The sequence below is a fragment of the Ruegeria sp. CL5 genome (assembly GCF_056536485.1).
In genome coordinates, this window is record NZ_JBQFPS010000006.1 from 1 (window position 1) to 26,890 (window position 26,890).

29 protein-coding genes are annotated in these 26,890 nt (G+C 54.8%); 10 read left to right on the top strand and 19 right to left on the bottom strand.

The window, feature by feature from the left end; translation table 11 throughout:
• Nucleotides 1–128: 128 nt before the first annotated feature.
• The 6 genes from ACR0IU_RS11460 to ACR0IU_RS11485 all read right to left on the bottom strand — a co-directional run bounded on the left by ACR0IU_RS11460 (nucleotide 129) and on the right by ACR0IU_RS11485 (nucleotide 5,408).
• Nucleotides 129–1,325, bottom strand: a complete 1,197-nt coding sequence (locus tag ACR0IU_RS11460) for a M20 aminoacylase family protein (RefSeq protein WP_480716352.1) — start codon at nucleotides 1,323–1,325, stop codon at nucleotides 129–131.
• A gap of 549 nt (nucleotides 1,326–1,874) precedes the next feature.
• Nucleotides 1,875–3,041, bottom strand: a complete 1,167-nt coding sequence (locus ACR0IU_RS11465; RefSeq protein WP_480716353.1) for an adenylate/guanylate cyclase domain-containing protein — start codon at nucleotides 3,039–3,041, stop codon at nucleotides 1,875–1,877.
• 112 nt (nucleotides 3,042–3,153) lie between these two features.
• Complete coding sequence (locus ACR0IU_RS11470; protein WP_480716354.1) at nucleotides 3,154–3,756, bottom strand: NAD(P)H-dependent oxidoreductase; 603 nt, start codon at nucleotides 3,754–3,756, stop codon at nucleotides 3,154–3,156.
• Complete coding sequence (locus tag ACR0IU_RS11475; protein ID WP_480716355.1) at nucleotides 3,753–4,145, bottom strand: nuclear transport factor 2 family protein; 393 nt, start codon at nucleotides 4,143–4,145, stop codon at nucleotides 3,753–3,755. The genes ACR0IU_RS11470 and ACR0IU_RS11475 overlap by 4 nt, the downstream gene beginning before the upstream one ends.
• 20 nt (nucleotides 4,146–4,165) lie before the next feature.
• A complete protein-coding gene (locus ACR0IU_RS11480) occupies nucleotides 4,166–4,438 on the bottom strand; it encodes a nuclear transport factor 2-like protein (RefSeq protein WP_480716356.1) in 273 nt (90 codons plus the stop codon).
• Nucleotides 4,439–4,736: 298 nt separating this feature from the next.
• On the bottom strand, nucleotides 4,737–5,408 hold the full coding sequence (locus ACR0IU_RS11485) for a GntR family transcriptional regulator (RefSeq protein WP_480716357.1): 672 nt from the start codon (nucleotides 5,406–5,408) through the stop codon (nucleotides 4,737–4,739).
• A 117-nt stretch (nucleotides 5,409–5,525) separates the two neighbouring features.
• On the opposite strand from ACR0IU_RS11485, the gene ACR0IU_RS11490 reads away from it, so the two are divergent.
• From ACR0IU_RS11490 to ACR0IU_RS11505, 4 genes are all read left to right on the top strand, one after another.
• The gene (locus tag ACR0IU_RS11490; protein WP_480716358.1) at nucleotides 5,526–6,524 is read left to right on the top strand and encodes a TRAP transporter substrate-binding protein; all 999 of its coding nucleotides are present in this window, start codon (nucleotides 5,526–5,528) and stop codon (nucleotides 6,522–6,524) included.
• A gap of 78 nt (nucleotides 6,525–6,602) precedes the next feature.
• Complete coding sequence (locus ACR0IU_RS11495; protein WP_480716359.1) at nucleotides 6,603–7,088, top strand: TRAP transporter small permease; 486 nt, start codon at nucleotides 6,603–6,605, stop codon at nucleotides 7,086–7,088.
• Nucleotides 7,089–7,098: 10 nt separating this feature from the next.
• The gene (locus tag ACR0IU_RS11500) at nucleotides 7,099–8,382 is read left to right on the top strand and encodes a TRAP transporter large permease (protein WP_480716360.1); all 1,284 of its coding nucleotides are present in this window, start codon (nucleotides 7,099–7,101) and stop codon (nucleotides 8,380–8,382) included.
• Between the two features lie 45 nt (nucleotides 8,383–8,427).
• Nucleotides 8,428–9,573 carry an alpha-hydroxy acid oxidase gene (locus ACR0IU_RS11505; RefSeq protein ID WP_480716361.1) on the top strand — a complete coding sequence of 382 codons (1,146 nt, stop codon included), beginning with the start codon at nucleotides 8,428–8,430 and terminating at the stop codon, nucleotides 9,571–9,573.
• A gap of 24 nt (nucleotides 9,574–9,597) precedes the next feature.
• On the opposite strand, the gene ACR0IU_RS11510 is transcribed toward ACR0IU_RS11505, so the two are convergent.
• The 13 genes from ACR0IU_RS11510 to ACR0IU_RS11570 form a co-directional block, all read right to left on the bottom strand.
• On the bottom strand, nucleotides 9,598–10,011 hold the full coding sequence (locus ACR0IU_RS11510; RefSeq protein WP_480716362.1) for a methylglyoxal synthase: 414 nt from the start codon (nucleotides 10,009–10,011) through the stop codon (nucleotides 9,598–9,600).
• Nucleotides 9,992–10,510, bottom strand: a complete 519-nt coding sequence (locus ACR0IU_RS11515; protein WP_170596888.1) for a 2,4'-dihydroxyacetophenone dioxygenase family protein — start codon at nucleotides 10,508–10,510, stop codon at nucleotides 9,992–9,994. The genes ACR0IU_RS11510 and ACR0IU_RS11515 overlap by 20 nt, the downstream gene beginning before the upstream one ends.
• A 9-nt stretch (nucleotides 10,511–10,519) precedes the next feature.
• Complete coding sequence (locus ACR0IU_RS11520) at nucleotides 10,520–11,221, bottom strand: SDR family NAD(P)-dependent oxidoreductase (protein WP_117868134.1); 702 nt, start codon at nucleotides 11,219–11,221, stop codon at nucleotides 10,520–10,522.
• The gene (locus ACR0IU_RS11525) at nucleotides 11,218–11,844 is read right to left on the bottom strand and encodes a 2-dehydro-3-deoxy-6-phosphogalactonate aldolase (protein ID WP_010437258.1); all 627 of its coding nucleotides are present in this window, start codon (nucleotides 11,842–11,844) and stop codon (nucleotides 11,218–11,220) included. The genes ACR0IU_RS11520 and ACR0IU_RS11525 overlap by 4 nt, the downstream gene beginning before the upstream one ends.
• Entirely contained in the window at nucleotides 11,841–12,761 is a 921-nt protein-coding gene (locus ACR0IU_RS11530; RefSeq protein WP_480716363.1) for a 2-dehydro-3-deoxygalactonokinase, read from the bottom strand. The genes ACR0IU_RS11525 and ACR0IU_RS11530 overlap by 4 nt, the downstream gene beginning before the upstream one ends.
• The gene (locus ACR0IU_RS11535; protein ID WP_108861947.1) at nucleotides 12,742–13,431 is read right to left on the bottom strand and encodes an RraA family protein; all 690 of its coding nucleotides are present in this window, start codon (nucleotides 13,429–13,431) and stop codon (nucleotides 12,742–12,744) included. The genes ACR0IU_RS11530 and ACR0IU_RS11535 overlap by 20 nt, the downstream gene beginning before the upstream one ends.
• A 12-nt stretch (nucleotides 13,432–13,443) precedes the next feature.
• Nucleotides 13,444–14,475 (bottom strand): C-terminal binding protein, encoded by a 1,032-nt coding sequence (locus ACR0IU_RS11540; protein ID WP_480716364.1) that lies wholly within the window; start codon nucleotides 14,473–14,475, stop codon nucleotides 13,444–13,446.
• Nucleotides 14,468–14,962 carry a lactoylglutathione lyase family protein gene (locus ACR0IU_RS11545; RefSeq protein WP_480716365.1) on the bottom strand — a complete coding sequence of 165 codons (495 nt, stop codon included), beginning with the start codon at nucleotides 14,960–14,962 and terminating at the stop codon, nucleotides 14,468–14,470. Before ACR0IU_RS11545 ends, ACR0IU_RS11540 begins: the two co-directional genes overlap by 8 nt.
• Before the next feature lie 22 nt (nucleotides 14,963–14,984).
• Nucleotides 14,985–15,773, bottom strand: coding sequence for an SDR family NAD(P)-dependent oxidoreductase (locus ACR0IU_RS11550; RefSeq protein WP_480716366.1), 789 nt, complete (start codon nucleotides 15,771–15,773; stop codon nucleotides 14,985–14,987).
• A 1-nt stretch (nucleotide 15,774) separates the two neighbouring features.
• On the bottom strand, nucleotides 15,775–16,776 hold the full coding sequence (locus tag ACR0IU_RS11555; protein ID WP_108861951.1) for an ABC transporter permease: 1,002 nt from the start codon (nucleotides 16,774–16,776) through the stop codon (nucleotides 15,775–15,777).
• Entirely contained in the window at nucleotides 16,773–18,296 is a 1,524-nt protein-coding gene (locus ACR0IU_RS11560; RefSeq protein ID WP_480716367.1) for a sugar ABC transporter ATP-binding protein, read from the bottom strand. Before ACR0IU_RS11560 ends, ACR0IU_RS11555 begins: the two co-directional genes overlap by 4 nt.
• 84 nt (nucleotides 18,297–18,380) lie before the next feature.
• Nucleotides 18,381–19,415 (bottom strand): sugar ABC transporter substrate-binding protein, encoded by a 1,035-nt coding sequence (locus ACR0IU_RS11565; RefSeq protein WP_209507285.1) that lies wholly within the window; start codon nucleotides 19,413–19,415, stop codon nucleotides 18,381–18,383.
• 26 nt (nucleotides 19,416–19,441) lie between these two features.
• On the bottom strand, nucleotides 19,442–20,311 hold the full coding sequence (locus ACR0IU_RS11570; RefSeq protein WP_480716368.1) for an SMP-30/gluconolactonase/LRE family protein: 870 nt from the start codon (nucleotides 20,309–20,311) through the stop codon (nucleotides 19,442–19,444).
• Between the two features lie 106 nt (nucleotides 20,312–20,417).
• On the opposite strand from ACR0IU_RS11570, the gene ACR0IU_RS11575 reads away from it, so the two are divergent.
• From ACR0IU_RS11575 to ACR0IU_RS11600, 6 genes are all read left to right on the top strand, one after another.
• A complete protein-coding gene (locus ACR0IU_RS11575) occupies nucleotides 20,418–21,089 on the top strand; it encodes a GntR family transcriptional regulator (RefSeq protein WP_480716369.1) in 672 nt (223 codons plus the stop codon).
• Between the two features lie 147 nt (nucleotides 21,090–21,236).
• Nucleotides 21,237–22,790: a sugar ABC transporter ATP-binding protein gene (locus ACR0IU_RS11580; protein WP_480716370.1), complete on the top strand. Its 1,554-nt coding sequence runs from the start codon at nucleotides 21,237–21,239 to the stop codon at nucleotides 22,788–22,790.
• Nucleotides 22,791–22,792: 2 nt separating this feature from the next.
• Nucleotides 22,793–23,779: an ABC transporter permease gene (locus ACR0IU_RS11585; protein ID WP_174818509.1), complete on the top strand. Its 987-nt coding sequence runs from the start codon at nucleotides 22,793–22,795 to the stop codon at nucleotides 23,777–23,779.
• Nucleotides 23,780–23,835: 56 nt separating this feature from the next.
• Nucleotides 23,836–24,831: a substrate-binding domain-containing protein gene (locus tag ACR0IU_RS11590; protein ID WP_480716371.1), complete on the top strand. Its 996-nt coding sequence runs from the start codon at nucleotides 23,836–23,838 to the stop codon at nucleotides 24,829–24,831.
• A 52-nt stretch (nucleotides 24,832–24,883) separates the two neighbouring features.
• Nucleotides 24,884–25,786 carry a hypothetical protein gene (locus ACR0IU_RS11595; RefSeq protein WP_480716372.1) on the top strand — a complete coding sequence of 301 codons (903 nt, stop codon included), beginning with the start codon at nucleotides 24,884–24,886 and terminating at the stop codon, nucleotides 25,784–25,786.
• Complete coding sequence (locus ACR0IU_RS11600) at nucleotides 25,774–26,583, top strand: NAD-dependent epimerase/dehydratase family protein (protein ID WP_480716373.1); 810 nt, start codon at nucleotides 25,774–25,776, stop codon at nucleotides 26,581–26,583. Before ACR0IU_RS11595 ends, ACR0IU_RS11600 begins: the two co-directional genes overlap by 13 nt.
• The last annotated feature ends 307 nt before the right edge of the window (nucleotides 26,584–26,890 follow it).

Here is a 26,890-nt window from a genome sequence, read left to right on the forward strand (position 1 = left end):
CGGATGATCTCTGGGCTGGTTTTGAAGTACTTAAAAGAGGCAGGTCTGGTTATGGGCAAAAGCTACGAAAGCCCCCTGCCCGCCTTAAGGCAAGTTCTTCTGACAAGACCGCTGCGACTGCACCAACGTCAGATTCGGCAACCAGAATTCTGTGCAGGTCTGATCGATAATTGCTGCTCAACAATTGTAGCAAAATACGCGCAGCCATAGGCGAGTGCGTCATCATTGAAATCGAAGGCCGGGTTGTGCAACGCCGCGCTATCTCCGTTGCCGATAACCATGAAATTGCCCGGACGTTGCTCAAGCATGAACGAAAAATCCTCGCCACCCATGTTTGGCGTTCGGTTGCCGTCAACCGCCTCGGCGCCCACCAGTTTGGAGGCCGTATCAATGGCAAAGTCGGTTTGTATCGGGTCGTTTTCCGTCACGGGTAAATCGTCAATGTAATTGAGGTGGATCTCTGTACCCGTCATGGACGCTACACCCGCGCAAATATCGAACATCCTTTGTTTGCCCAAAGCACGTGCCTTGCTGGATAGGCTGCGCACGGTCCCTCTGATCTCGGCTGTCTCAGCAACAATGTTGTCTGCTGTTCCCATGTGGATTTGCGTGATTGTGACGACATGTTGTGCGGAAGATTCTATTGAACGTGACACAATTGTCTGAAAACCCTGGATGATCTGAGCAACGGCAATCGCCGGGCCGAGACCCTCGTGTGGAAATGCTGCATGGCAGCCTTTTCCGTTTATTTCAATGTCAAACAGATCCGCAGACCCCATTATGCCTCCCGGACGAGTCGCGAAATGACCGATAGGCAGACCAGGAAACGTGTGAAGCGCAAAGACGCTTTGAATACCAAAACGATCCATCAGACCATCCTGAACCATAGCAAGGCCACCGCATTCCGCCTCTTCCGCTGGTTGGAAAATCAGAACCGCAGTTCCGTTGAAATTACGGGTCTCAGTCAGATAGCGAGCAGCGCCCAGCAGCATCGTTGTGTGCCCATCATGTCCGCAGGCATGCATCCGGCCTTCGATTTTGGACGCGTAGGGAAGGTTAGTCTGCTCCTGCATGGGTAGAGCGTCCATATCCGCCCGAAGCCCGATCACTTTTTCACTTGATGTGCTTTTGCCTTTGATGACAGCGACGACGCCGGTTTTTCCAATGCCTGTATGAACTTCGTCGGCACCCATCTCATGCAAGCGCTCAGCCACCAAACCGGCGGTTCTATGCACGTCGAATGTGATTTCCGGATGTGCGTGAAAGTCGCGACGCCATTCAACGAGTTCAGATAGCTGCGTTTCGAATACTTCAGTGTGAACCATTGGTCTGCCCCAGAAATGACCTTCAATAAAATAATGCCTCATAAAAGCGGTCATAATCAATCGGCGGTTCTTCGGTAGGTTTGGTCTCGATGCTGACCTCGGTGCCGGTGCAGCAAAGCCCCCTGCCACGCAAATAACTGACACGGGGACGGCCCTTAGCCGACCTTAGCTAGAGTCCACGTTTGCTGCAGGCACAGCCGACGTTCCGGACATTCTCTACAAACACTTTTTGGGGAAGTTGTAGTAGACCAGCAGCGCGGGCGAGACTGTCGTTCCCCCTCCTAAGTCCGCCTTAGAGACAGCTTCGACAGCCAAGATACACCACGGGTGGGCGGCGATCATTCTCTACTGGGCTGATACGACTGTTCGACTTCACATGAAACAGATAATCATATTTCAACCAAATCCAGAAGCACGCGGCCAACACGTGCTCTTCTCCATCTTCAGTTGACCGGTAGGAAGGTTCTGAAGTACCCACTTGCTCCCCGCAAACGACAAATTCTTGTGATCGGTGCGAACAAAATTACCGCGTTCGCCGAACAGATGACTTCAAAAGAGTCTTTCTCGGACTTTAAAAACCTCGATTTCCTCGGGCAAACCGCGAACAGAATGATAGCCAGTTGACTGGATATTATGCGTCATGTGCTTGGCGACGCTCTGTGTCACCAAAATCGTTTCGCCAAGCAGTTTACACAGGTCCTGAACCCGACTGGCCACGTTCACAGCCTGACCGACGACCGTGAAATCCAAGCGATCGGGGCTGCCGATGTTACCAAAGGTGACGCGACCAAAATCAATGCCGACTACGAATTCAATTGGCTCTTTTTTCTTGTCGACGGCTGTATCGTTGTAGTCGCGCAGGTTGGCCAGGGCTTGTTTTGCCGCCCGCACCGCAGATCCACACGAGGCTTCCGCGTCGTCATCAACGTCAAAAACAGCAAGGATGCCATCCCCCATGAATTTGAGAACGTCGCCCCCTTTATCCTGGATGGGGGACACGACCATCTCGAAATACTCACCCATCATGTCAAGTAAGTCAGCTTCGGACCAGGTTTGGGCTTTCTCGGTGAACCCGCGCAGATCGGTGAACAGAATTGCAGCGGTGACCGTCTTATGTTCCCCGCGTTTTACATGCCCATGACCAATTTCTTCGGCGGGGCCATGACCCAGATAGGTTTGCAGAAGGCTCCTTTGCGAATGGCGCATCGCAATGGGTTCCAAAGCAGCCGCAAGCGCATATCGCGTGTCTTCAATGTATCGGATGTGCTCGTCCGAAAACCCTGCATCCGCATTCGAGGTGAAACTGGTGCCCTGAACTGATCCGTTGCCATGTTCCAGCGGGATTGCCAGAAAATCGGTGGCACCTGTTTCGGCCAACTCGGAATAGATCGGATGTTCTGTCAGAAGGTCGAGGTCGGTCAGGCGCTTGCGCAAGGGGCGCCGCTGCGTGACGACATATTCAAACGGGCTGCCATGCCACGCACTGGTTGCCAGAACGGTGGTCGGCACAGTGTAGCGGCGGGTTTCTTCGGGTGTCCAGATAATCCCCCAAGCGCTGAGCAAAGGGTTCGAGTAATTCTGCGCGATCCGTGCCCGGGTCAAGGGTACGCCAAGCGCTGTCAATCCTTCGCAATACCCTTTGACTATGAGCCTCTCGTCGCCCAGCAGGCGGCCATCGGAAATCAACCAGTGGTTCAGGTGATCAATCTCGGTCACTAGGCTCTCACACTCTTGTTCCGCGTAGATAGATTACCTGTCATTGGTCGTTAGAAAACCCGCGCCTGCTGGAAAACCTGTGCTTTTCTGCCCGGCGCAAGATAGGTCGATGTCAGCTTACCGCCGTTGCAAGTGAGGGGTAGTCTTCCAATTGCTTGAGCAAACGGGCCTGTCTAACCTTAGGGTCCAGTTCGGGATCGCTCAAATAGGCCAACATATTGGGCACGTTCTCGTCTATTTGCTCCTGAGTGGCCACCGCCATGCAATGGGCCACGAACGGCCTTAGATACGTCATTTCGGCCAGATTCGCTGTCTGTTGGAATGGTTTCAGAAACTCGGCCATCGTAAAGTTGTTGTATCCACCTGCGTGATAGCTGTGCTCGGGACCTCCGGTCGAGACAAGGATCAGCAGTTCACGCCCCTTCAATCGGTCACCGCCTGGCCCATAAGCGAAGCCATAGTTTAGCACCTGATCCATCCAGGCTTTCATGACCGGCGGTGCGGAATACCAATAGAATGGAAATTGAAACACGATACGGTCATGAGCTAGCAGCAAGGACTGTTCGGTTTCGATGTCAAAGCGCATTTCGCTACCGCCAATGGCGGTCAGGTCGCGGGTGGTTACATTCGAAGCATCTGACAAAGCATCGAACCATGCGCGGTTGATGCGCGATTTGCTCAGGTCCGGGTGTGCGGTGAGAACGAGGGTTTTCATGTATCTGCCTCTTGCAGAATTGTTGCGGAATAATGGGTGATCAGCGGGCGGCCATCGAGACGGGTTTCAAAGCGCCAGTTTTCCTGAACGCGGACTTCAATGTGGTCTCCCGCAACGGTCGCGGCACGAAACAGAACTTCGAACTGTGCCGCGCCGGGCTTGATTGCGATCTTGCTAACGTGATGCTCGGTTGGGCGTGGCAAGGTTTCCAGCACGCCACGATACCAGGCCCGCACGCGGTCATGCCCGCTTAGCGTGGTATCGACGCCAGGTATGTCCCAGTCCACGTCTGGATGGAGGTCAGGCAGGAACACGTCGATAGGGTCCAGCCTGTCAAACCGGGCAAACCAGTCGGCGATGAAACCGCGTATTTCGGGGTAGTCGATCATTTAAATCACCAGCCGATGGCTTATCTGACCAGCCGTTCGGGGATTGGGGCCAGCGTGTATTGAGACCAGAAAAAAGTGTTTGCCGCATCCTGATCGGCGGACAGGTTGGTCGCCTCGACGATCTTGCCATTCTCGATCCGGTAGACGAGCGCCCATGTGGTATCGACATTCGGTTTGCCTTCGGCGTTCGACCAGCCACGGTGGATATCGACCACATGGGTCTCGTCGGCCCCGAAATAGATGGGCTCAGCCTGAAATCCGGCGACGCCCAATTGTTCGAAAAAGGCCAGCACTTCATCCCGACCGCTCTTGGTTCCTGACAGGGGATGGCGGCCCGGGTGTGGAACGTCACTGATATTTGACTCAATCGACAGACAAAACCTCAATAAATCGGCCAATCACGTCATTCATTTCTGACCCAATCGTCAATCATTTCTGACCCAACACAAAAACCGCCCTCTAATCGTGGCCACGGCCCTTGTCTAAGAACAGCCCAACTCCGCCACTTTGAACTTATGTTGCCCACGCACGCGGCATTAGATTTGCTGCCAGATGCGCTTTTGGTGAACATCGTGACCAAATGGTGGGCACCTATGCTTGCCTTAGACCAACCAAATCGGAATAAGAACGCTCACCGCGAGTGATTTGACGTTTGAGGGTGTTCGTTGCTGCTTTTGCTTTACCCTCGTCCAATAGCGATGTGATCGCTTGATGTTCCTTGAAAGATTTCTTCGTTCGATTGGAACGTTTGGACAGGTGTGTCCGCATAGTTTGGACGATATCACTGACTTTTTGATATCCATCCCGCAGGTAACTGTTTCCGCAGGACCTGAAAAACGCGTCGTGAAACTCGGCGTCAAGTTCCAAGTACTGTTCGAATTCATCCGCTTCCTGCGCTTCCGACATCTTCGAAACAATTGTAGACAGCTCATTGATCAGAACCGAAGGGTTCTTTTCAAGCGCCTGCTCCAAAGCTGCAGATTCTAGGATTAGCCGATACTGGCAAAGCTGCACCACGTCCCCTTTAGAAAGAGAGAATACAAAGGCTCCTCGATGAGGAAAGATCTGAACGAGGCCCTGAAGATTCAAAGCTGATAGAGCTTCGCGAATCGGAGTTTTGCTGATGCCCATGGCATTTGACAACTTCACTTCTGGCAACGATTCACCCAATTGAAACGTGCCATTGATTATGCCTTTTCGGATATGCTCTTCAGCAGTTTTACTCAACGAATCCGGGCGCTTAATCGGCAAAATCTCGGTCATTTTCACTTCGTCCTATTTCGTCTCTCTAACACTATAGCACATGTAAGCTTGATTTCTATATTATATCTGATATCTCAGATAATAGATCGAAAATAACTAAATCCGTGGGAGGATACCTTGTTCAAGAAATCAACATTGGCGCTTGGCGTTGTCATGTCAGCCGGGCTTGCTTTTGCAGCATCCGCTGAAACAGTCATTAAGGTTGGGCATGGCGCAGCAGAAGCGTTTCATATGCATCGCGCGCTACTGAAATTTGAAGAACTGGTCGAAGCTGGCTCGTATGGTGAGATCGACGTACAGATATTCCCTTCGTCGCAGATGGGCCCTGATCGCGAAATGATCGAAGGTGTTCAAACCGGCGTTCTGGAAATGGCTATTCCTCCTTCCTCTTTCTTCGCGGGCTGGGATCCGGCTTTTGCAGTAATTGAACTGCCCTACATGTATTCCTCCAAGGACATCGCCTTTGATGTTCTTGATGGTGATGCTGGTGATGGCATGCTTGCACGGGTCGAAAACCAGGGATTGGTTGGTCTTGGCTGGCTTGAATTGGGTGTACGCAATGTGACCAACAATGTCCGCCCGGTTGCAGCCCCCGCAGATCTCGAGGGTGTCAAGCTACGTACCATGAAGGTTCCGGCGCATGTGGCGACATTCGAAACGCTCGGGGCCAACCCGACGCCAATGAACTTTGGAGAGGTCTATTCTGCTCTCCAGCAAGGCGTGATCGACGGCCAGGAAAACCCACTGGCGATCATTACCTCGCAGCGTTTCTACGAGGTTCAGAAATACCTTTCGACCACGGGCCATGTCTTTGCGGTCTATATGCCCGTGATCTCCAAACCGTTCTTTGACTCGCTGTCCGCAGAGCATCGGCAACTGGTCCGGGACTCGATGGCCACCGCACGTGAATATCAGGCTGAACTGGTCGCGAGCGAAGATGCGGAACAACTGGAACAGATTCGTGCTGCTGGTGTCGAGGTTCTGGAACTGACTGCAGAGCAGCGACAGGCCTTTGCCGACAAAACCGAAAGCGTCCGTCTGCAGTATCGCGACGAGGTTGGCGCTGAAGCCTATGACGACTGGGTAGCAGCGGTTTCCGCAGCGAGCGGAAGCTGACCCTCGGACTACTCAGCCAATACGGGCACCCGCGCCATGAAAGTTCGGGTGCCCCTTTCGTTCAAGGGGAGGTGAACGGTGTCGGTTATCAAATGGATCGATATGAATGCCGAAAAGGTCTTAGCCAGTGCACTTTTGGCCGCGATTGTCTTGTTGATCTTTGGAAATGTGTTCATGCGCTACATTCTGAATGCCTCTCTTTCATGGGGCGAAGAGCTAACGCTTTGGCTGTTTGTATGGTTTGTCTGGCTAGGCGTCAGCTATGCGTTCCACACAGACGATCATGTGCGTATCACGGTCCTGCGTGATGTCCTAAGCGAGCGCGCAAGGCTTTACGCGGATGTTGTGATCGCGCTTCTTGTCCTTGGATTTCTGATCGTTCTGACAATTGAATGCATCAAGCTTATCCGACAGCCTTTTGTCGCCAGCCAGACTTCGGTCGTTTTGGGGCTACCGATTCCGATCCTTTATGCTTCGGCGCCGATTGGCGCGGGCCTGTCCGCGATCCGCGTCACTCAACATCTGTTCCGAACCCTGCGTCTGATCGCAGGAACCAAAGCGTGAGGAACCCGGTATGCTTGCAACAACGCTTTTCTTGACGCTCTTTGCCCTGTTGCTCTTCAGCGTGCCTATTGGCATCTGTTTGGGCTTGGCCACTATGATCGTGATGGTCTTTGTAGATGGCACACCACCCATGGTTCTTCTGGCACGGTCGGTGGTAACAGGCGCGGACTCCTTTCCTCTAATTGCCGTCCCTCTGTTCATATTGGCAGGCGACCTGATGCAACACGGCGGAATGTCTCGCCGACTGGTTGGATTTGCCAATGCGCTGATCGGTCATATCCGGGGTGGGCTGGCTTATGTGAACGTGCTCGCCTGTGTGTTTTTTGCCGCCATATCCGGCTCATCTCCTGCGACCGTAGCCGCCATCGGGTCGAACATGATCCCAGAGATGGAAAAGGTCGGCTATACGCGCAAATTCAGCGGCGCATTGACAGCCTCCTCAGGAATGATCGGTGTAATGATCCCGCCAAGTATTCCCTTCATCATCTATGGTGTTACTGCCGAGGTTTCGATCGGCAAACTGTTTCTTGCAGGCGTTGTTCCTGGCATCCTTTTTGCCCTCATGTTCATGTTGGTCGCTCGTGTTCTGCTGCGAAAGGACGAGGTTGTTCAGCAATCGACGACTACGTTCTCAAGCCCAGGCGTCTGGCAGAGCTTCCGGTCTTCCATCTGGGCGCTATTGGTGCCGGTAATTATCCTTGGGGGCATCTACAGCGGTATCTTCACCCCAACCGAAGCCGGTGCCGTGGCCGTAGTCTATGCCGCTTTCATCGGCATATTCGTCTATGGCGACATCACCCTCAAGGACCTGCCAGAGGTTTTGGCGGGCAGTGCAAAGACCAGCGGGACCATTCTGATATTGGTGATCATGGCGACCGCCTTTGGCAGGTTGATCACGCTCGCAAGAATCCCGACAGAGCTCGCAACAACGATCACCAGCCTGTCCGACAACCCAATCATCATTCTGTTGCTGATCAATCTGCTGTTGTTGGTGATCGGAATGTTCATGGAGACGATTTCGTCGATCATCATCATGACGCCGATCCTGCTGCCGGTTGCAACCGCGCTAGGTGTCGATCCGATCGTTTTTGGTGTCATCTTGACGGTCAACCTGGCCATTGGGTTCTGCACACCGCCATTGGGTGTGAACCTGTTCGTGGCCAGTAGCATTTCGAAGGTTTCCATCGAAAGCCTCAGCCGGGCGATCCTGCCATTCTTTGTCGGCATGCTGATCTTGTTGATGTTCATCACCTATGTGCCCGCAATTTCCTTGGCCCTGCCATCCCTTTGGTGACCGACTGAGGAGCTTCAAACGTTAGACAACGAACAGAGGACCCGGATGGATCTGGACCTTTCCCACCCGTCGATAGAAGACCTTCGGAAAACCGCACAAAAGCGCATTCCGAAGTTTGCCTTCGAATACCTCGACAGCGCGACCGGCCGGGAGCTGGGGTTGAAGGTCAACCGGGACGCACTTGATGCCATCGGATTCATGCCGCGTGTACTATGCGGCCGAACAAAGGCCGACCTACAGACTACATTGATGGGTAGAACTTACGATCTGCCATTCGGAATAGCACCGGTAGGTATGTCCGGCCTGATGTGGGCAGGAGCAGAGCGGATGCTTGCAAAGGCTGCGGTTGCTCACAATATTCCGTTTTCGTTGTCCAGCGTGGCGGTTGCTTCACCGGAAGATGTGGCACCTTACATTGGAAAAAACGGATGGTTTCAGCATTACCCGGTGAACTCCGGCGATCTGCGTCGCGCCATGCTGCCGAGGATTAAGGCAGCGGGATTTCATACGCTGATTATCACGGTGGACGTTCCAGAAGAGAGTCGGCGCGAACGACAACGCCGCGCCAATCTGACGGTGCCTCCAAAAGCTGACCTGCGCACGCTGACAGAAATGGCGTCACGACCCGCCTGGTGCCTTGCACATCTTCGCGAGGGCATCATGCCACGTATGCGGTTCTTTGACGATTACGTCCCGACCCGCGGAAGAGAAAGTTTTACCCATGCAGGCGCTCTGATCCGTGGGATTCCAGATTGGGACTACCTGCGCGAACTACGGCAGGAATGGGAGGGTCACCTGATCGTCAAGGGTGTTCTACGGCCGGAGGACGCGCAAAAAATGGTGGCCGAGGGCGTGGATTGCATCTGGGTCTCAAACCACTCCGGGCGTCAATTCGAAGCCGGACCCGCTGTGATTGACCAACTCCCGAACATCCGCGAAGCAGTCGGAACAAATGTGCCACTGATCTACGACTCTGGCGTGGCCTGGGGATTGGACATCATGCGCGCACTGGCGAAAGGTGCAGATTTCGTCATGGCCGGACGCGCCTTTCAATATGCCGTTGCAGCGTTCGGAGCGCGAGGGGTCGACCATCTCGTTCACATCCTGAAGGCTGACATTGAAGCCAACATGAGCCAGCTTGGCAGCGAAAACCTCGGCAGTCTGGCAGAGCACCTTCTGAGAACTGGCTGATCGGCGCTTGCGGCGCGTGGCGTATCACGCAGGCGCGTTGTCACCCTCGTCAATCAGCCCCTTGACGATCAGATCCGCGGTTGAGCGAGAACATGCCATTGGCAGATCATACACTGTTGCGAGACGGGTCAGAGCCTTAACGTCGACATCATGTGGCATGGGCGACAGAGGGTCGACAAAGAAAATCAGTGCATCCAGTTTCTCTTCGCAGATCATAGCGCCGATCTGTTGGTCGCCTCCGAGTGGTCCGCTTTTTAGGCAGGTCACATCCAGTTGTGGATAGGCTTGCTTAATGCGGCTGCCGGTGGTCCCTGTCGAAAAGATTTGTACTCTGGACAGGCGGGCCAATTGCAGACCCACCCATTCAACGATTTCGTCCTTTCGCGCATCATGGGCTACGAGGGCGAAACGCGGCGCATCACCGGATGAACTGTTCAACGTAATCTTCTCCAAGACCGACTTCCGCGAAGTGTTTTCGGCACAGATCAATCTTGGTAAAGACATCTTCGTAGCCAGTAACCTCGCCCCACGGATCAACATAGCACATCACGCCATTGACCTGGAAATAGGTTACCATCTCTTCGACATCGTCGGGAACGACCAAGGTATGAGTCTCACCCGGCGGCTCAAAGACATATCCCCCTTCTTCCGCAACCCAATCATGTTCCAGATAATGCCAGCGCCCTTTCAGGACGAAGCCGTGGACTGGCTGTGGATGGCGGTGCCGCGAAAGAACACCAGCTTTGCGTACTTTGAGAAGGTTCATCCAATAACCTTGCGAGCGGTTCAGGCAGAGCGGTCGGAACCAGACGTTCTCTGCCTGCGGAACCCACAGTCTGTCGTCCTCACTCATGGCATTCGGGATCACGATCTCGTCTTGCGCATCCTTGGGGAATGGCAATTGATATGGCATTCGGGCGGTGTCATCGTCATTCATAGATTTTCCTCACATAGCGAGATAGCCGCCGTCGACCGGATAGATCGATCCGGTCACAAAACTGGCGTTTTCACTCAAAAGCCATTGCACAAGCGCACCGACTTCTTCGGGTTTCCCCCAGCGCTTCATTGGCGTACGCGCCATGATCCCCGCTGTTCGTTCAGGGTCTTCCCGGAGGCCCTGGGTCATCTCTGTCTCAATCCAACCCGGCGCGATGGCATTGACCCGGATACCGTCTTCGGCCCAGCGACCTGCGAGCGCCTTGGTCAACTGTGCCACGCCGCCCTTAGAAGCGGAATACGCCGGAACCAAAGGCCCACCAAAGGTACTGAGCATAGAGGCGGTGTTGACGATGGCCCCGCTCGCTTCAGCCAACAATGGATGCGCGGCAAGACAGCAGCGCATGGTGCCAGTCAGATTCACATCGAGCACCTTGGCGAAGACGTCGATGTCATATTCTTCGCCACGCAAAAGAATACCTGCGCAGTTCACCAAGGCATCGAGACCCGTGAGTTCGCCGAATACATCATTGATGGACGTCTGGTCGGTGACATCCAAGAGCTGCACCTTTAACCCGTCCCGAGGCTCGAATGCATCCAATTCGGATTGGGAGGCGGATGCGGCAATGACGGACCAACCTGCGTCTGCCAACGACCGTGCAACACCCGCACCAATCCCTCGCGTACCGCCCGTTACAAAGGCCTGTTTCATCCAAGTTCCTCCAATACACTGGTGAAGGCGCGCGCGCGCCTGCCGATATCATCCAATGTATAGCTCGGTTTGAACAGTGCGGATCCCAGCCCATATCCATCTACACCCGCGGCATGATACGGCGCCATCGTATCCGGCGTTATGCCCCCTACCGCAGCGACGACTGCGTCTGCAGGCAATACGGCGCGCATGGCAGAAATGGCAGCTGGCGGCACCATTTCCGCCGGAAAGAATTTGAGGACCGATGCTCCGATATCCAACGCCGTAAAGGCCTCGGACGGGGTCATGACTCCTGGACACCAATAAAGATCCCGAGCGACAGCCGCGCGCCCGACGTCCGGGTTCATATTGGGCGACACGATGATACGCCCGCCTGCATCAGCAACCGCCGCGACCTGATCCACAGTCAACACTGTGCCAGCGCCGACGATGGTCTGAGCGCCATGTTTCACGGCGATCTGCCCTATCGATTCCAGCGGGTCCGGTGAGTTGAGCGGTACTTCGATTATCCGAAACCCGGCATCGAAGAGTACATCAGACACCGGGCGCGCATTTTCTGGTGCCAGCCCCCGCAAAATCGCAATTAGCGGGTTCTCGGCAAGAGCTGCGGTGAGGTCAATCATCCGACCAACCCCGCAGCGCGAGCAATCAGAAAATGCCCTTTCGCAACGATATCGTCAGGCGCGCGACGGCTGTCGAAACCAGCAGTTCGAAGCGCTATTTCGTATCGGTCAGACAAATCACTTCGTCCAACAACAGTGATCGTGCCGACGTCTTCTAATGCGCCGGTCGCGGCAGCAACCTCGGTCCCGATCAACAAGCCCGACAAGTAGTCGGCCGTGGCAACCTTTGGGATTTTACCCATGAGAGGAAGCGTCCGAACGTGAAACAGGCTGTGCAGCAGGTTCGACTCACCACTGAGGCCCGCCTTGACGCCCATCACGAAGGCGACTTCGCTGAAGGCATCCCCTTTCATCAAGGTGCCAAGGATCGTGTGTTCTTTCAGCGCCGAAAAGATCTCACCTGTCATGTAGGTCGAGAAATCCACGATCTTCCCATCCGCAACTTGAACCCATTTGCTGTGCGTTCCCGGCATCACGAACATACCTTCGCTTAAACCGAGCGAAGATGCCCCGATAATCTGGGTCTCCTCGCCGCGCATTACGTCGGGTCCTCCGGCATGTTCTGTCGACGCACCAGTCACAAAGTGAATGCGCGCTCCGTTGGCCGCTTCGTGGGGGACCAACGCCCGCGCCAGACCGCCAGCACCCAGCGGCATTTCGGCATATTGCGTTTCGACCCAGCCATTGCGGCTGGTGATCATGCCGGATGCCAGGATCGGCAGGTTAGTGTTGGAGACCCAAGGGCCGATGAGACGATCAAGGACCGCGTCAAAGGTTTGCCCCGCAACCTGCATGATGCCTTCAGGCGACGAGACCCCATCGATCACCTCGCCCTCCGCACCGATTAGAAATGCACGGAACGATGACGTGCCCCAATCTACGCCGATCAGCGCTGGCTCAGATGCGACCGAATTCATTCAGCAGATCCTCAACGGTTTTGCCTTGGGCCACCCATTTACGGGTTTCCTCTTCACGGTCAGCCTGCTCTTGGGCAAGGCGTACGGTTTCTTCGGCAATTTCCTGTGGAACCACAACGACGCCCATAAGATCAGCTACGATGAAATCTCCGGGGTTTACGACGACGCCCCCACAGGCAATGGGCACATTAATCGAAAGTTCTTCTTTACGTTCCGAGAACATCGTGTGCGTTCCGCGCGGCGTGATCGCGCGCGTCCAGATTGGCCAGTTGATGTCTTCCAACTCATCTGTGTCGCGCCCAGTGCCATCGACGATCATACCGCGAATGCCACGGTTCTTGGCCAGACCACCCATCAAACCGCCGCAGACCGACGTTTGACGATCTCCGCCCGCGTCCACAACGATCACGTCCCCGGGTTGTCCCATTTCAAGCGCTCGCAATGGGTCGACCAGGTCGCCTTTTGAAAGCTGAACCGTCACGGCCTGGCCTGTAACCTTGGCGCGGAAAGCGGGTTTGATGGCGCTGTCCATCACGCCTGTTCGGTACTGCACATCCGCAAAAATGGCAGCGGCAGAGTACGCCTCCAACACCTTGTCGAATTTTTTGAGAAGTTCCGGGTTTCTCTCAAAATCATTGAAAACCCTGAGGTCCGTGCTGACGTCTGGCATTCTTGTCTCCTGTTATGCGGTAGATACGGCCAATGCGTCGGCATTGACGGTATAGTCGGGGTTTTGCCCTGTCAGGACCTTGGCCACCTGAGTGGCCGCGGTGACCCGCGCTGCGTGTATGGATTCCTCGGAATAGTAGGCCGCATGTGGCGTTACGAGGACGTTGGGCAGTGTGAACAACGGGTTGTCATCAGGCGTCCAGTTGGCGCGCTTGGCCGGCTCTTCTTCGGGGTCGTCGAGCCCTGCAGCGGCCAGATGGCCTTCGGTCAGCGCCCGGAATAGGGCTTTGTTGTCGACCGTTGGTCCGCGTCCGGTGTTCACGAGTATCGCACCGGGTTTCATGACCGAGAATTCGGCATCCGACAAAAAGTGATGCGTGTTCGGCGTCATCGGTGCCTGCATCAGGATATAGTCGGACCTTGCCAGCAAATCGGGCTTGCTCACCAGCTCGACCCCAATCTTTGCCGCGACTTCTCTTGGCAAATACGGGTCGTAGGCGATGACCGTAACCCCGAAAGATTGCGCCCGCGCCACGATGGCTTGCCCGATTTTACCCAGCGAGACGACACCCATCGTCCGCCCGCGCAAACGGTAGACCGGCTGCCCGCTTTGCCATTTCCAGATCCCTGCATGAGTGGCCCGATCATAGTCAGGCAACTTGCGCGCCAGGGTCAGCCAAAGGGCAATCGCATGATCGGCGACCTCCTCGGTGCAATAGTTTTGCACATTGGTGACGAGGATACCTTTTTCCGTCGCCGTGCCGACATCCACGATATCCACGCCTACGCCATAGCGCGCGATGACCTCGCAGTTTCGCATCCGCGTGATCGTTTCTTTCCCGATCCGGGCATATTGGTTCATCATCGCTGCGCAATGCGGCGCGACATCGAACAGGTCTTCCTGACGCTTGGCCTGAAGCGCAATCACCTCGGCTCCTGCGGCTTCCAGGATTTCCGTCTCAACGGCAACATCACCAAAGTCGTAATCGGTGATCACGACCTTGGGTTTGTCCGTTCTGGGGGGAAAGGCGGCGCGATCAGTCATAAGCACCCGCCGAATAGGTCAATTCGTACGAGTGGCTGTAGAGCTCGAAAATGTTGCCAAAAGGGTCTTCCATATAGACCATGCGATAGGGCTTTTCACCTGGGTAATACTTGCGCACTTGGCTCATGCGCTGGCGCCCGCCCAGGTCTTCGATAACCTTGACGCGGCCTTCCAGATCCTCGTCCTGTACGCAGAAATGAAACAAGCCACGCCGCCAATATTCAAACGGGCGTTCTTCTTCGACGGTCTTCGGGAACTCAAACAATTCGATGCCAACACCGTCGCCCATCGACAAATGCGCGATGCGGAAGCTTCCCCAACCTTCCCCAAATACATCGTCGCACATCTGACCGATGGCGCTTTCGTCATGCAAGATTTCAGTTGGTTCCATCAGCACGTACAGGCCGAATGCCTTGGAATAAAACTCCACGGCTTTTTCCAGGTTGGGAACTGTGATGCCGATGTGAGAGAAAGTGAGAGCGGCCATGTAGGGCTCCTCCAGTTAGAAGTTAAAGAATGTTGCGAACGATGCCGCCTTCGATCCGGTGCGCAGAACCATTGGAGGCTGAGCTTGCTGAGATCGTGACGATCATGCGGGCGACTTCGTCTGGTTGGACAAAGCGCTGTATGAGCGATGTGGGCTCATCTGATTTAAAGTAATTGTCGACGATGGTGTCGAGCGGCTCACCCTTCTGATCGGCGAGGCCATCAAAATAGGCCTCGACACCTTCTGTCCAGGTCGGACCAGGCAGGATCGAGTTAACCCGGACTTTTGTCCCCTTTGTCAATTCTGCCATGCCACGCGTCAGACCTAACATGGCAGTTTTAGTGACAGAATAATGCACCATTTGAGGTAATGGCTTCACTGCCGCTTCGCTGGCCATGTTGATGATAGATCCCTTATCCCGGCCAAGCATTTCAGGCAGGAAAATCCGGCTCATCCGAACGGCGGACAGGACATTGATGTTGAAGTAATGCATCCAGTCGTCATCCGTGAGATCCTCGAACGGTTTGACCGAAAAGATGCCAACATTATTCACAAGAACGTCCACGGCACCGCGCTCGCGGGCAAACTCTGCCAGAGTTTCCGCATCAGTGGTTTTGGTTAAGTCGGCCGCAATGCCTTCGACCTTGCCCAGTGATGACAGGTCGTCGACGCAGTCGAACACTTCCGCCTCGGTCAGGCCATGCACGATGACCCGCGCGCCTTCTTCCAGGTAGACCCGCGCAGTGGCTTTGCCTATGCCGGAACCTGAACCAGTCACCAGGACCAGTTTATTTTTGAGCCCCAGATCCATCTTAGGCCTCCTTCTTGACGTTTGATGACTGCTGCGATGAAGTGCGGCCGAACATTCGACCCATCAAGCCCGAAATCTCCGCGCGCCACATGTCTATGCCGACGGCCAACAGAATGATCAGGCCCAACACGATGTTTTGAACCGAAGATGGCGCAGCATTTAGGTTCAAACCATTCTGGACGATAACGATTGTCATCGCCCCCATCAGCGTGGCGAGGATGTTGCCGCGGCCGCCTGCAAGGCTGGCTCCGCCGACAACAGCAGCGGCAATGGCCTGCAGTTCCAGCGTCTGGCCATAGTTGGGCGAACCAGAGTTGAGGCGCGCTGACATCAGGATCGCACCAACCGCAGTCATGAAACCTGCGATGACAAATGTTGTCGTCTGAACTTTACGTACGTTGATACCCGTCAGAACGGCAGCAGCTGGGTTACCACCCACGGCATAGATCTCACGGCCGAGTTTCGTGAAGTTCATAGTGAACGCGGCAAGGACGTAGAAGAACACGAGGTAGAAGAAAGGCATCGGAACGCCGAACAGCTTGCCGTAAAAGATTGGCTCTAGCGCCGGATCCAGCGAGAAGATCGGAGACCCATTGTTGAAGGTCAGCGCAAGGCCCCTGAAGGCAATCAACGCCGCCAATGTAGTGATGAAAGACGGGATACGCCCGTAGGCTGTTATCAGCCCAATGAACAGACCAAGCAATCCGCCCATGAAGAGAATGAGTGGCAACGCCAGAACCAGTGGAATGCCGACAAATTTCAACATCTGCGCAAGGATCATGGTCAGCAAAGCCACCATAGACCCGGAGCTCAGATCGATGCCCGCAGCGAAGATCACGATAGTAGACCCGATTGCGATCAAGGCCACGATGCTTACCTGAAGGGACAGGTTTGAAAGGTTACCCGGGTTCAGGAAGCGTTCCGTTGTAAGTGCCACGATCAGTGCGACGATCACCATTGCTGCAAATGGTCCGATCAACTGGGTGTCAAAGATCCGCTTCATGCGAAAGCCTCCTTAGGCTTGGATTGAGGAGTGTCGGCGGACGCGCGCACAAGGTCGTCATGAGTAAGGTCGGATGCATCGACCGTGCGCACTATCGTTCCGTGCTGCACGACGGCAATCCGATCGCTCATCGCAAGCAACTCATCATGGTCTGAGCTGATCAGAATGATCGATTTTCCCGCCCGCGTGAGCCTGTTAATCAACTTATAAACAGCGATCTTGGCGCCGATATCGATCCCTTGCGTCGGTTCATCAAGGATCAGGATGTCAGAGGCTGAGAACAGCCAACGTGCAATCACGATCTTCTGCTGATTACCACCAGACAAGAAGTTGACCGTCTTTTCCTCGGCCTGGGTCGAGATTTCCAGATCGCGGATCAGGTCATGGGTGGCTTGCTCTTCCGCCTTAAGATTCAACACGCCGAACCGGCTTAGCCCGCCAAGGGACGCTGCGGTGACGTTCCCGCTTGCGCGGAAATTGAAGAACAACCCGTCAAACTTACGGTTCTCCGGAACAAGGGCCAATCCAGCACGGATCGCATCAATTTCCCGACGAAAGCGAACCGGTTTGCCGTTCAATGATATCTGCCCGGCGGTTAGCTCATCTGTCCCGAATAGGGCGCGGGCAATCTCTGTGCGGCCGCTGCCCAATACACCACCCAAGCCCAGAACTTCACCTCGGTGCAACGAAAACGATACATCTTTCACGCCCGAATTGGTGCCCAGACCTGCCGCTTCCAGCACAACATCCTTGGTCGCGTTCTGCTCCTTGGGATAGTGCTCACCAATGTCCTCACCGACCATTGCGCTGACAATCTCAGAGACGTTGATCTTGGTCTCGCCACTCGCTCGCACAACACAGCCGTTGCGCAAGATCGTCACTTCATCAACGATCCGTTCAACCTCATCCAGCCTGTGCGACACATAGAGAATAGCGGTTCCGCGTTCGCGCATATTGCGCAGTAACTGGTGCAGGCGTTCAATTTCATCTTCACCCAATGCCGCCGTTGGCTCATCCAGGATGATCATGCGGGCGTCCATCGCGACGGCTTTCGCGATCTCGACCAGTTGTTGCTCGCCTACCGATAGCGAGCCGGTGATCGTTTCCGGAGAAACATCGACATCCATTTCCGCCAAAACGCGCGCGGCTTCGTTGTGGACCTTGGCCCAGTCGATCACGCCAAAGCGGGACCGAGGCATATTGCCAAGGAAAATATTTTCGCCAACCGACAAGGTGGGCACGATCGAGAATTCCTGAAAAACTGTTGCGACGCCCAGTTCACGTGCCGCCTGCGGGTCGCTGATCGTGACTGGGCTGCCATTGTGCAGGATTTGACCGCTATCGGGTTGCTGTACGCCGGACAGAGTCTTGATCATGGTCGACTTGCCACAGCCATTTTCACCCAGCAGCCCATGAATGGAACCGGGCATAAGCCGGATGCAAACCTTGTCATTCGCCAAAACCCCGGGATAGGCCTTGGTGATATCGACAAACTCCCAAAGTGGCGTTGCGGGTGTCATTACGATTGCCTCGTTAAAAGCGAAACTCGGTTGAGTTGCGACCCGGCAGCACGCGCACGCGCCACCGGGAAGCGGGGAGAAAGCTCAGTACTCTTTGGACGGCTGCGGGAAGAGCTTTTCTGGCTCTTGCAGCACGCTGATCGCACCATCTTTGTCTTCAATTGATGTGGGCGTTTCGATCCAGCCGCCGGGATAGGACCCGTTGAGCGCATCAATGGTTGCGTGCATAGCCGCCTTACCCATCAGGAATGGTGAGGTGTTGACGGTTGCCGTGATGTTGCCAGCCGCAATTTCTTCAAGGCCGGACGTGTCGCCATCATTGCCCAAAAGGACGATGTCATTGCGACCGAGTGCCTTAGCCGCGAAAGACGCTCCAATGATCATGTAGTCGTTCGCCGCAAAGATCATGTCCAGATCAGGGTTCGACTGCAGGATATCCATACCAGCAGTGTTGCCACCCTCAACGTTCCATTTTCCGTCAATAGACACCACAACATCAAAGTTTTCGTTGCCCTCGATACCGTCGAGGAAGCCACCCACACGCTCGGTTGAGTGATAGCCAGGCTGCCCTTCGATAATGCCGACCTTCAACGGTTTATCGCCATAAGTCTCGATGGCCCAGTCAGCGATAGCATGCGTGCCGTTGCGCTGAGAGTACCCGACAACGCCATGAATGGGTGTCGGGAAGTTCGGAATGTCCGAGTTGATCATCAGAACTGCCATGCCCTTGTCGACGGCCTGCTTCAGCAGTGGTGCCGCAGCAAATTCATCGTGTGTTCCAAAGATTATCGCATCCACATCCTGCGTCAGCACATCCTGGATCATGCCCATTTGGCCATTGATGTCCGCACCGGACTGGGGCGCAAGCATGAAGACTTCGACCCCGGCCTCAGCAGCAACCGCTTTAATGCCTTCACCGATGGCGATGTAGTAGTTGAACTCAGTCGCCGGCGGCATATACGCGATCCGGAACGTTTCGTTCTTGGGTTCTATCGCATCGATTGGCGCTTGTGCCCCGTCCTCAAGTGGAACCGGTGCCGGATAATTCTCCGCCAGAGCGACCGTTGCCAGAGTGGCGAACCCCGCAGCAAGCGTAGTGGTCATAAGCGTTTTCAACATAGTTTTCTCCTCCAGAATTTCGTTGGTTATCCTTTGAATGGCGCGTCGATCACGCCACGAACGCCAGGTGTCACAGCAAAAAGGCCGCCGGATTCCGGTTCTTTTGTTAAAGCTGCTTCGTCACTCATCAGCCTTGAGGTCGTGATGAACAGCGTGTCGAGATCAGGGCCACCGAAAGCGCAACAGGTGGGCTTCCAGACCGGCACCTCGATCACGCGATCTATCGTGCCGTCAGGTGCGACGCGAACAACGCGATGGCCTTCCCATTCGGCGTTCCAGACGCCCCCTTCGACATCGACACAGGACCCATCAGGCAAGCCAGGCTCATCATTGAAAGAAGCGTGCCGCCGACGGTTCGAAACGATTCCACTGCGGGCGTCGTAATCAAATGCGACGATTTCCCGATCCGGGGTATCCGCGAAGTACATCGTCTCACCGTCGGACGTAAAGCAAGTCGAATTGGCGCAAGACACTCCTTCGATAATCGTCCGTACACTCAAATCCTTATCGACGCAGATGACTGACGAATCGGCTTTACCAGAAACTTCGTTCATGCCTCCAACAATCAATCGCCCCTGGCGATCAGTTCGCCCATCGTTCAGCCGTGTCTCCGGATTGCTCGACTCGAACCGTACCACGAGGGTTTCCTCGCCATTGGGCAAATCGAACAAGACAACTCGATCCGCATAAGCAACAATCAGACCGCCAGACGCGCGCGGCGCGAAGCAACACACACGCTCCTGCATTTCATGAGAGGCGGTTTCTGACGTTGCAGGATCAAATGACCAAAGCGCGCAGCCCTCAATGTCGGTCCACCAGATAAGGCCATCGGCGGGATTCCAGAAAATCCCTTCCCCGTGCTGGTTCTTACAATCGACGACCAACTCTGCGCGCACTTTTTGATCTCCCAAGCACATTCTGATATCTGATATACCAGCTTGCCTAATCTGGTGTATCAGATATCTTGCATCTGGCAACACCTTTTTTTGGAGATATCCTCAGATGGCGATTGAGAGACCCAAGTCTTTGCGTGAACTCGCACTGGAACATTTGCGGAATAGTATTATCGATGGCTCCCTGAAAATGGGTCAGGTTTTGTCGGAGCGAAAAATCTCCGAAGAGCTGGGCGTATCGAAATCGCCAGTTCGCGAAGCACTCGCTCAATTACGTGACGAAGGGTTAGTCAGTATCGAGCCTCAAAAAGGCGCACGCGTTTTTTCGCTGTCTGAGCCGGAAGTGACACAGATCTGCGATTTCAGACAGGCTATCGAAACTGCCGCCTTTGAACTTGCGTTGTTGCGGAACCCGGAAGGTCTTGCCGAGGACATGCAGCGTGTCGTGAAGGACATGGAGAAGGAACGCAGGCGAGGTAATGAAAAGGGCTACCTTTCACTGGATACCACATTTCATCAGTTGATTTTTGAACATGCCGGTAACGATTATCTGACGGCCAGCTATACACGCTACATCGGTAAGATTGCCGCATTGCGGACCCATTTGGCGAAGCTGCCACAGCATACTGAGCTCTCCTTCGACGAGCATTCAAAAATCGCTATTGCCGTTCGCGAAGGTGACATGGCCAAAATCAAATCTCTTCTCACAGCGCATATTGACCGCACCAGACAAGCCTACAAAAGCGCCGCCATCGTCCTCGAAGGAGCGACCGCATCCTAGCAAAAACGTAGCTTCGTTGTGACGGGGGCGGGCCAGAACGGCGCCGCCCCTTTCTTTTGGGCACCTCACGGTCTTTTCTTTTTCAGTTGACATCTGAGATATCAGATGCCAATCAAAAGACGGGAGGAAGCTTGTATGACGCCAGCAATGAAACCTGACTCACCGGGGCTACAGCCATTGATCCAGCTGGATCGGGTTGGCAAAAGCTTCGGCACGAACATTGTTTTGGATGGCGTCGACTTTGAATTGAGACCCGGCGAAGTTCACGCGCTATGCGGGGAAAACGGCGCCGGAAAATCCACTTGTCTCGGCCTGTTTTATGGACTTCACCAACCTTCTGCTGGGCGTATCCTGTGCGACGGCAAGGAACAGCGAGTCGAAAGCCCATCACACGCGCAATCCCTGGGCATCGGCTGTGTTTTTCAAGAACTCAGCCTCGCTGGCGCGCTCTCTGTTGCGGAAAACATCTACGCGGGGCGCGTACCCACCCGGTTTGGCGTAGTTGACTGGCCTGAACTGCGCCGCCGTGCGGAGGCGTTACTGGCGGAATTCGGTCTGGATATCGACGTCTCAACACCCGTGGAAAACTTGCCAATAAGCTCCCGCCAGATTGTTGAAATCGCCAAGGCTCTGTCGTTGAATTCCCGCGTCCTTTTGCTGGATGAACCGACATCGGCATTGGCACCCGACGAAGTAGACGCACTATTCGAAGTCCTAAAGTCCCTGACAAAAAAAGGGATTGGCATCGTCTATGTCAGCCACCACATGGCCGAGATTTTCCAGATCTCGGATCGCATTACCGTTTTGCGAGATGGGCGCCACATCAGCACTTTACCGGTTTCGGAAACTTCTCAGGAACAAGTCGTCGCCGAGATGATCGGCGGCGCTCACCCCGGTGATGTCACGCGGTCAGGTAAGGTTAACGGCAAAGAGGTTTTGCATGTCCAAGAATTAACGCATCCAAATGAATTCGAAGACATTTCTTTCTCCATTAAAGCCGGAGAGATTGTAGGGATGGCAGGGTTGATGGGCGCTCGCCGCAGCGAGATTGTTCGATCGATTGTCGGGTTGATGCATGGCGCGACCGGGGAGATCAGACTGCACGGCAAGCCTGTTAACTTTGCGTCCTTGCGGCAGGCGATGCGTGCTGGGGTCGGGTTTGTTCCCGAGGAACGCAAGACTGAAGGCCTCTTTCTGGAACAATCACTCAGCGACAACCTGATCGCGGCCAGTCTTTCCGATCATGCGTCTGCTGGGTTCATGCGTTCGGGCTCGATCAAAGCAGACAGCCAAACAGCCATTGACGCATTCAGTGTCAAAACCAGCGGGATTAACGAACTTGTTGGTGATCTCTCAGGGGGCAATCAGCAAAAGATTATGTTGGCCAAGTGGCTCAAACGCGCGCCAGCTCTTCTGATCATTGAGGAGCCCACAAAAGGGGTCGATGTCGGAGCCAAATTCCAAATCCACACGGAACTTTTGCGTCGAGCAGCCGAGGGAATGGCCATCCTCGTCGTGTCATCCGATTTTCCCGAACTGGTCTCTCTCTCGACCCGCATCCTTGTCGTCCACGACGGTCGCCTCATGGGAGACATCGCAGCCGCTGAGGCAACCGAAACCACGCTTCTTCAAATGGCCGCTGGAAATTCCGTTCCAATTGTGGACGTACCCCAAACCAATCAATCAGGAGTCGCGACGTGACCATGACCGCTCAAGCCAACTTGCCCATGAAGCGTCCGCTGCTGCGCCGTGTTCTACAAGCTTTTGTCGATATTCGTGAACTGACGCTGATCGTTCTGATCGCCGCCATCATCATCGTGATGTCCAACGTTAATCCCTATTTCCTCAGCTTCTCGAACTTTCGAGCCGTGGCCGTGGGCATGGCCCCCACCGCGATCATCGTGATCGGTATGGCGATCCTACTTGCATCCGGCGGGTTCGATCTTTCCGTCGGGTCGGTAATGGCCTTGTCTTCTACCGTCGTAGCCATGCTGCTTTTGACCGGCATGCCAATTCCGCTCGCTGTTGTATGCGGATTGGTGCTGGGTGGAATTGTCGGCGTAGTGAACGGTTTGCTGGTGACCGGCCTCGGGATCAATCCGCTTATCGCGACCCTCGGCACGATGTCGATCGCGCGAGGCATCGCTCTTGTCCTGACCGAAGGTTTCTCTGTCTCAAGCCTGCCGGCATCATTTGCCTGGATCGGCAAAGCTGACATAGGCGGCTTTCCGGTAATCGTCTTGTTCACCATTCTGCTCGTCGTTCTGTTTGACCTGGCCGTTCGCCATACGCGCTTTTTCCGTCAGGTCTATTTCATCGGTGCCAATGAAAAGGCCGCGATGTTGTCAGGCATCCATGTCACACGCGTACGTATCATTCTGTACGCACTGACCGGTATTCTGGCTGCTTTGGCGGGTGTATTGCTGGCCTCCCGCCTGATGAGCGGCACGCCCACGGCAGGAAACGGTATCGAACTTCAGGTTCTGGCAGCGGCTGTCATCGGTGGCGCATCTCTACGCGGCGGCGAAGGTACTATTCTTGGTGCTTTCCTCGGCGTCGTTTTCGTTGCGTTGATCAACAACACTATGACGATGCTGGCTGTATCGATCTACTGGCAGATGATCGTCATCGGCGGTGTACTCGTTACAGCGGTGGCCTTGGACATGCTGATCCGAAGCAAACGGGGCTAATCCATAAGCTTTCCAAAACCCAACAACAACCAAAGATCCAAAACAGGGAGACTACGATGACTGAATTGAATGTGAATCGGCGCAGGCTGCTGACAGCGGGTACCACCGCTGGATTGGCCGCAGCGTTCGGACTGCCCATGCTGTCCAAAGAAGCCATGGCGCAAGCGGCCGGCAAAGAGTATGTGTTCCTGTCCATCGTAACGCAGGTGCCGTTCTGGGTGGACTATCGCAATGCGATGGAAGACCTTGAGGAGTTAATGGGCATCAAGGCAACATTCACCGGCCCGTTGGATTTCGACACGGCCGCACAAGCACGCCAATTGGATGAACTGATCGCAAGACGTCCCGCAGGCATCCTTATCTTCCCCGGTGATCCGGCCACTCTGGCCCCCGGCGTCGAACGTGCGGTCGAGGCGGGCATTCCGGTCACATGTTGTATTGGCGATATTCCCGACAGTCCCCGGTCCACATTCCTTGGTATCAACGGCGTTCAGGCAGGACGTGTCGGCGGTGAAATGCTCGCGCAAGCGATTGGCGGGAAAGGCAAGGTTATCCTCGGCACTTTCCCTGCCCCCTCTACATTGGAGCGGGTCGAGGGGTACAAACAAATCTTTGCTGAGAAATACCCAGATATCGAGGTCGTCGACGTCGTCAACGATAAGGCCGACCCGTCCTATGCGCCGACAGCCTACCTTCAGGCAATTCAGGCGAACCCGGATATTGTTGGCATTGGCGGCACGGACGGCGACAGCGGCAAAGGCGCGGCAATTGCCGTCAATGAGGCGGGACGCAAGGACATCAAGATCGTCGCGATGGACCGAAATGATGATATGCTTCCCTATATCGAAGACGGCACAATTCACGGCGCTGTGGCTCAGAAATCCTATCTGGAGATCTTTCTCGCCTTCCACATGATGCATTGGCAGAACACTGATGCGCTGAAGGTCTTGCCCGATTGGATGGCGGCTGGCATCAATCCTTTACCCGAGCGCGTTGAAACCGGGGTTATGCCGATTACTGCCGAGAACGTCGTCCAGTTCAAGCACACCTAAGGGATTGTCCCGGCGCATTCGATCGCGCCGGGAAACCGATAGGAGGGGGTACATGTCGGACAGATGGAGCGTTCTTCACCTGCAGCAAAACGATCTGCAGCTGACACTCCTGCCCGGCATCGGGGGCCGCCTATGGGATATAAACTTCCAAGGTCGCTCCCTCCTATTTCAGAACGCAGATCTCGACGGTTTGGATGTCGATGACACACGGCTTACTGATCTGCCCACACGCTCTCCACAATTTGGTTTTCCACTCTGGGGCGGTGAGAAGACGTGGATCGCCCCGGATGCATCCTGGGTAAACGGCGCTCCGTTTCCCGTGTTGGACAGCGGCTCTTACCAGATCGCTTCAAGAAGCAGCACTCGTATCGACATGACCAGCGCAGTATGCCCGACCTCGCACTTGTCAGTGTCGCGCCGCATCACGCTGACCTCGGCGGAAAGCTGGGAAATAGAACACATCGTGGTCAACCATGGGACCTCCTCGCGCCTGACCGGCATTTGGTCAGTCATGATGCTTAACACCCCCACCAAGGTCGGTGTCGAATTGGAAGACCCTGCATTTTATCCTGTTTTTGGCTCTGCCAAAGGGATGATAGCTACGCACGGCAACGGCATTGTCGTGGATTGCAACAGACAGCAGGAATTCAAGGTCGCGCTACCGAACCCCAACGGTCGTACATTGATACGGTGCGGCGCTGATACCCCGTTGCTAATGTGCTCAGTACCTGAACCTCAACAGGGTGATCAATTTGCACACGACTATCCGTTTGAGGTCTTTAACTCGGGCGATTACACCTATTGCGAAGCGGAGTGGCACTCCCCGGCACGCAACCTCGCACCGAATGAAACGCTGAATTTTCGGCAGACGTTCCGCGTCTTGGCGGAGGAAGATGCATCCCAAATGCCATTGGGACTCGCAAACAACAAGGAGTTCCTGTCATGCATGTCCTGATTACAGGCGCTGGTGGGCATCTCGGCCGCAAACTTTTTGACGCGCTAGAAAGCGACCCCGACTACACCGTTTCTGGCATCGACATTCGCCCCGTTGATCATCCCGACATTCACACCGCAGACCTTTCCAACGACAGCAGTTGGGTCAGTTTGCTTAAGGGAGTGGACGTTATCGTGCATCTTGCCGGAGACCGAGAGCCCTCCGCCACTTGGGCCTCTGCGATCAAACACAATATGGATGCAACGCTTTCTCTCTATCACCATGCGGCAGCCATGGGTGTCAGCCGCGTGGTTCTTGCCAGCTCCAACTGGGTTCACGGCGACAAAAGGTTCACGCATGAGGTGCTCAACAGCACGACACCACCAGGGCCAGTAAACGCCTATGGCATGTCAAAACTATTCTGTGAACGGACAGGGGCCTATTTCGCCGAGCATCACGGACTGTCGGTCATCTGCTTGCGCATCGGCTGGACGCAATGGACTCACGGCAACCAACCCGGCACACACATGGCGATGGGCCGGTGGGGTCAGGAAATGTGGTTGAGTGATCGGGACTTTCTAGGCGGAATGCGCGCCGCAATAGATGCCAAGGATATTTCCTTCGCAGCCCTGAACCTAATGTCAGAAAACCCAGGTATGCGCTGGGACATCACCGAAACACGACAAGCGATTGGCTATTCTCCAAAGGATGGAAGCCCCGCGAAAATAACATTGGGCATTTCCTTGAGATCCATGCTGCAGCGGCTGTTTACAGTCCGGCTCCCTAGTTATTTCACGACACGTTTTCCAGATTGGTAGAGTATAAGGCCCGGACATTGTTGCGTCTCGCATTCAGTTTCCGAAACCTCGCACCGAAGTAAGCGCTGAAAAGGTCATCTTTGTCCGCTTCGCGGTAGACGGAGAGCAACATAACGAGCGCCAGATTTGGCAACCATTGATGTTTGATACTTCGATAACAAACCGCAAACGTCGCTGAACGGGTGTTATCTGAAGCGATCTCTGGTTGAGTGCGAGCCTTATCTGCGGACCGAACGAACCATCATTTCAACCCCTCAGATAACCGCCATTGATCCAATGTGCATAGAACGCCTGCGATGAGCCCATT

Coding starts and splice junctions, on each gene's coding strand:
- ACR0IU_RS11585 (WP_174818509.1), top strand. CDS start 22,793: ATGACCGCTCAAGCCAACTTGCCCATGAAGCGTCCGCTGCTGCGCCGT.
- ACR0IU_RS11515 (WP_170596888.1), bottom strand. CDS start 10,510: ATGAATGACGATGACACCGCCCGAATGCCATATCAATTGCCATTCCCC.
- ACR0IU_RS11600 (WP_480716373.1), top strand. CDS start 25,774: ATGCATGTCCTGATTACAGGCGCTGGTGGGCATCTCGGCCGCAAACTT.
- ACR0IU_RS11545 (WP_480716365.1), bottom strand. CDS start 14,962: ATGGCCGCTCTCACTTTCTCTCACATCGGCATCACAGTTCCCAACCTG.
- ACR0IU_RS11460 (WP_480716352.1), bottom strand. CDS start 1,325: ATGGTTCACACTGAAGTATTCGAAACGCAGCTATCTGAACTCGTTGAA.
- ACR0IU_RS11520 (WP_117868134.1), bottom strand. CDS start 11,221: ATGAAACAGGCCTTTGTAACGGGCGGTACGCGAGGGATTGGTGCGGGT.
- ACR0IU_RS11540 (WP_480716364.1), bottom strand. CDS start 14,475: ATGACTGATCGCGCCGCCTTTCCCCCCAGAACGGACAAACCCAAGGTC.
- ACR0IU_RS11500 (WP_480716360.1), top strand. CDS start 7,099: ATGCTTGCAACAACGCTTTTCTTGACGCTCTTTGCCCTGTTGCTCTTC.
- ACR0IU_RS11555 (WP_108861951.1), bottom strand. CDS start 16,776: ATGAAGCGGATCTTTGACACCCAGTTGATCGGACCATTTGCAGCAATG.
- ACR0IU_RS11525 (WP_010437258.1), bottom strand. CDS start 11,844: ATGATTGACCTCACCGCAGCTCTTGCCGAGAACCCGCTAATTGCGATT.
- ACR0IU_RS11565 (WP_209507285.1), bottom strand. CDS start 19,415: ATGTTGAAAACGCTTATGACCACTACGCTTGCTGCGGGGTTCGCCACT.
- ACR0IU_RS11580 (WP_480716370.1), top strand. CDS start 21,237: ATGAAACCTGACTCACCGGGGCTACAGCCATTGATCCAGCTGGATCGG.
- ACR0IU_RS11470 (WP_480716354.1), bottom strand. CDS start 3,756: ATGAAAACCCTCGTTCTCACCGCACACCCGGACCTGAGCAAATCGCGC.
- ACR0IU_RS11475 (WP_480716355.1), bottom strand. CDS start 4,145: ATGATCGACTACCCCGAAATACGCGGTTTCATCGCCGACTGGTTTGCC.
- ACR0IU_RS11575 (WP_480716369.1), top strand. CDS start 20,418: ATGGCGATTGAGAGACCCAAGTCTTTGCGTGAACTCGCACTGGAACAT.
- ACR0IU_RS11590 (WP_480716371.1), top strand. CDS start 23,836: ATGACTGAATTGAATGTGAATCGGCGCAGGCTGCTGACAGCGGGTACC.
- ACR0IU_RS11485 (WP_480716357.1), bottom strand. CDS start 5,408: ATGACCGAGATTTTGCCGATTAAGCGCCCGGATTCGTTGAGTAAAACT.
- ACR0IU_RS11550 (WP_480716366.1), bottom strand. CDS start 15,773: ATGGATCTGGGGCTCAAAAATAAACTGGTCCTGGTGACTGGTTCAGGT.
- ACR0IU_RS11505 (WP_480716361.1), top strand. CDS start 8,428: ATGGATCTGGACCTTTCCCACCCGTCGATAGAAGACCTTCGGAAAACC.
- ACR0IU_RS11535 (WP_108861947.1), bottom strand. CDS start 13,431: ATGCCAGACGTCAGCACGGACCTCAGGGTTTTCAATGATTTTGAGAGA.
- ACR0IU_RS11530 (WP_480716363.1), bottom strand. CDS start 12,761: ATGAATTCGGTCGCATCTGAGCCAGCGCTGATCGGCGTAGATTGGGGC.
- ACR0IU_RS11560 (WP_480716367.1), bottom strand. CDS start 18,296: ATGACACCCGCAACGCCACTTTGGGAGTTTGTCGATATCACCAAGGCC.
- ACR0IU_RS11595 (WP_480716372.1), top strand. CDS start 24,884: ATGTCGGACAGATGGAGCGTTCTTCACCTGCAGCAAAACGATCTGCAG.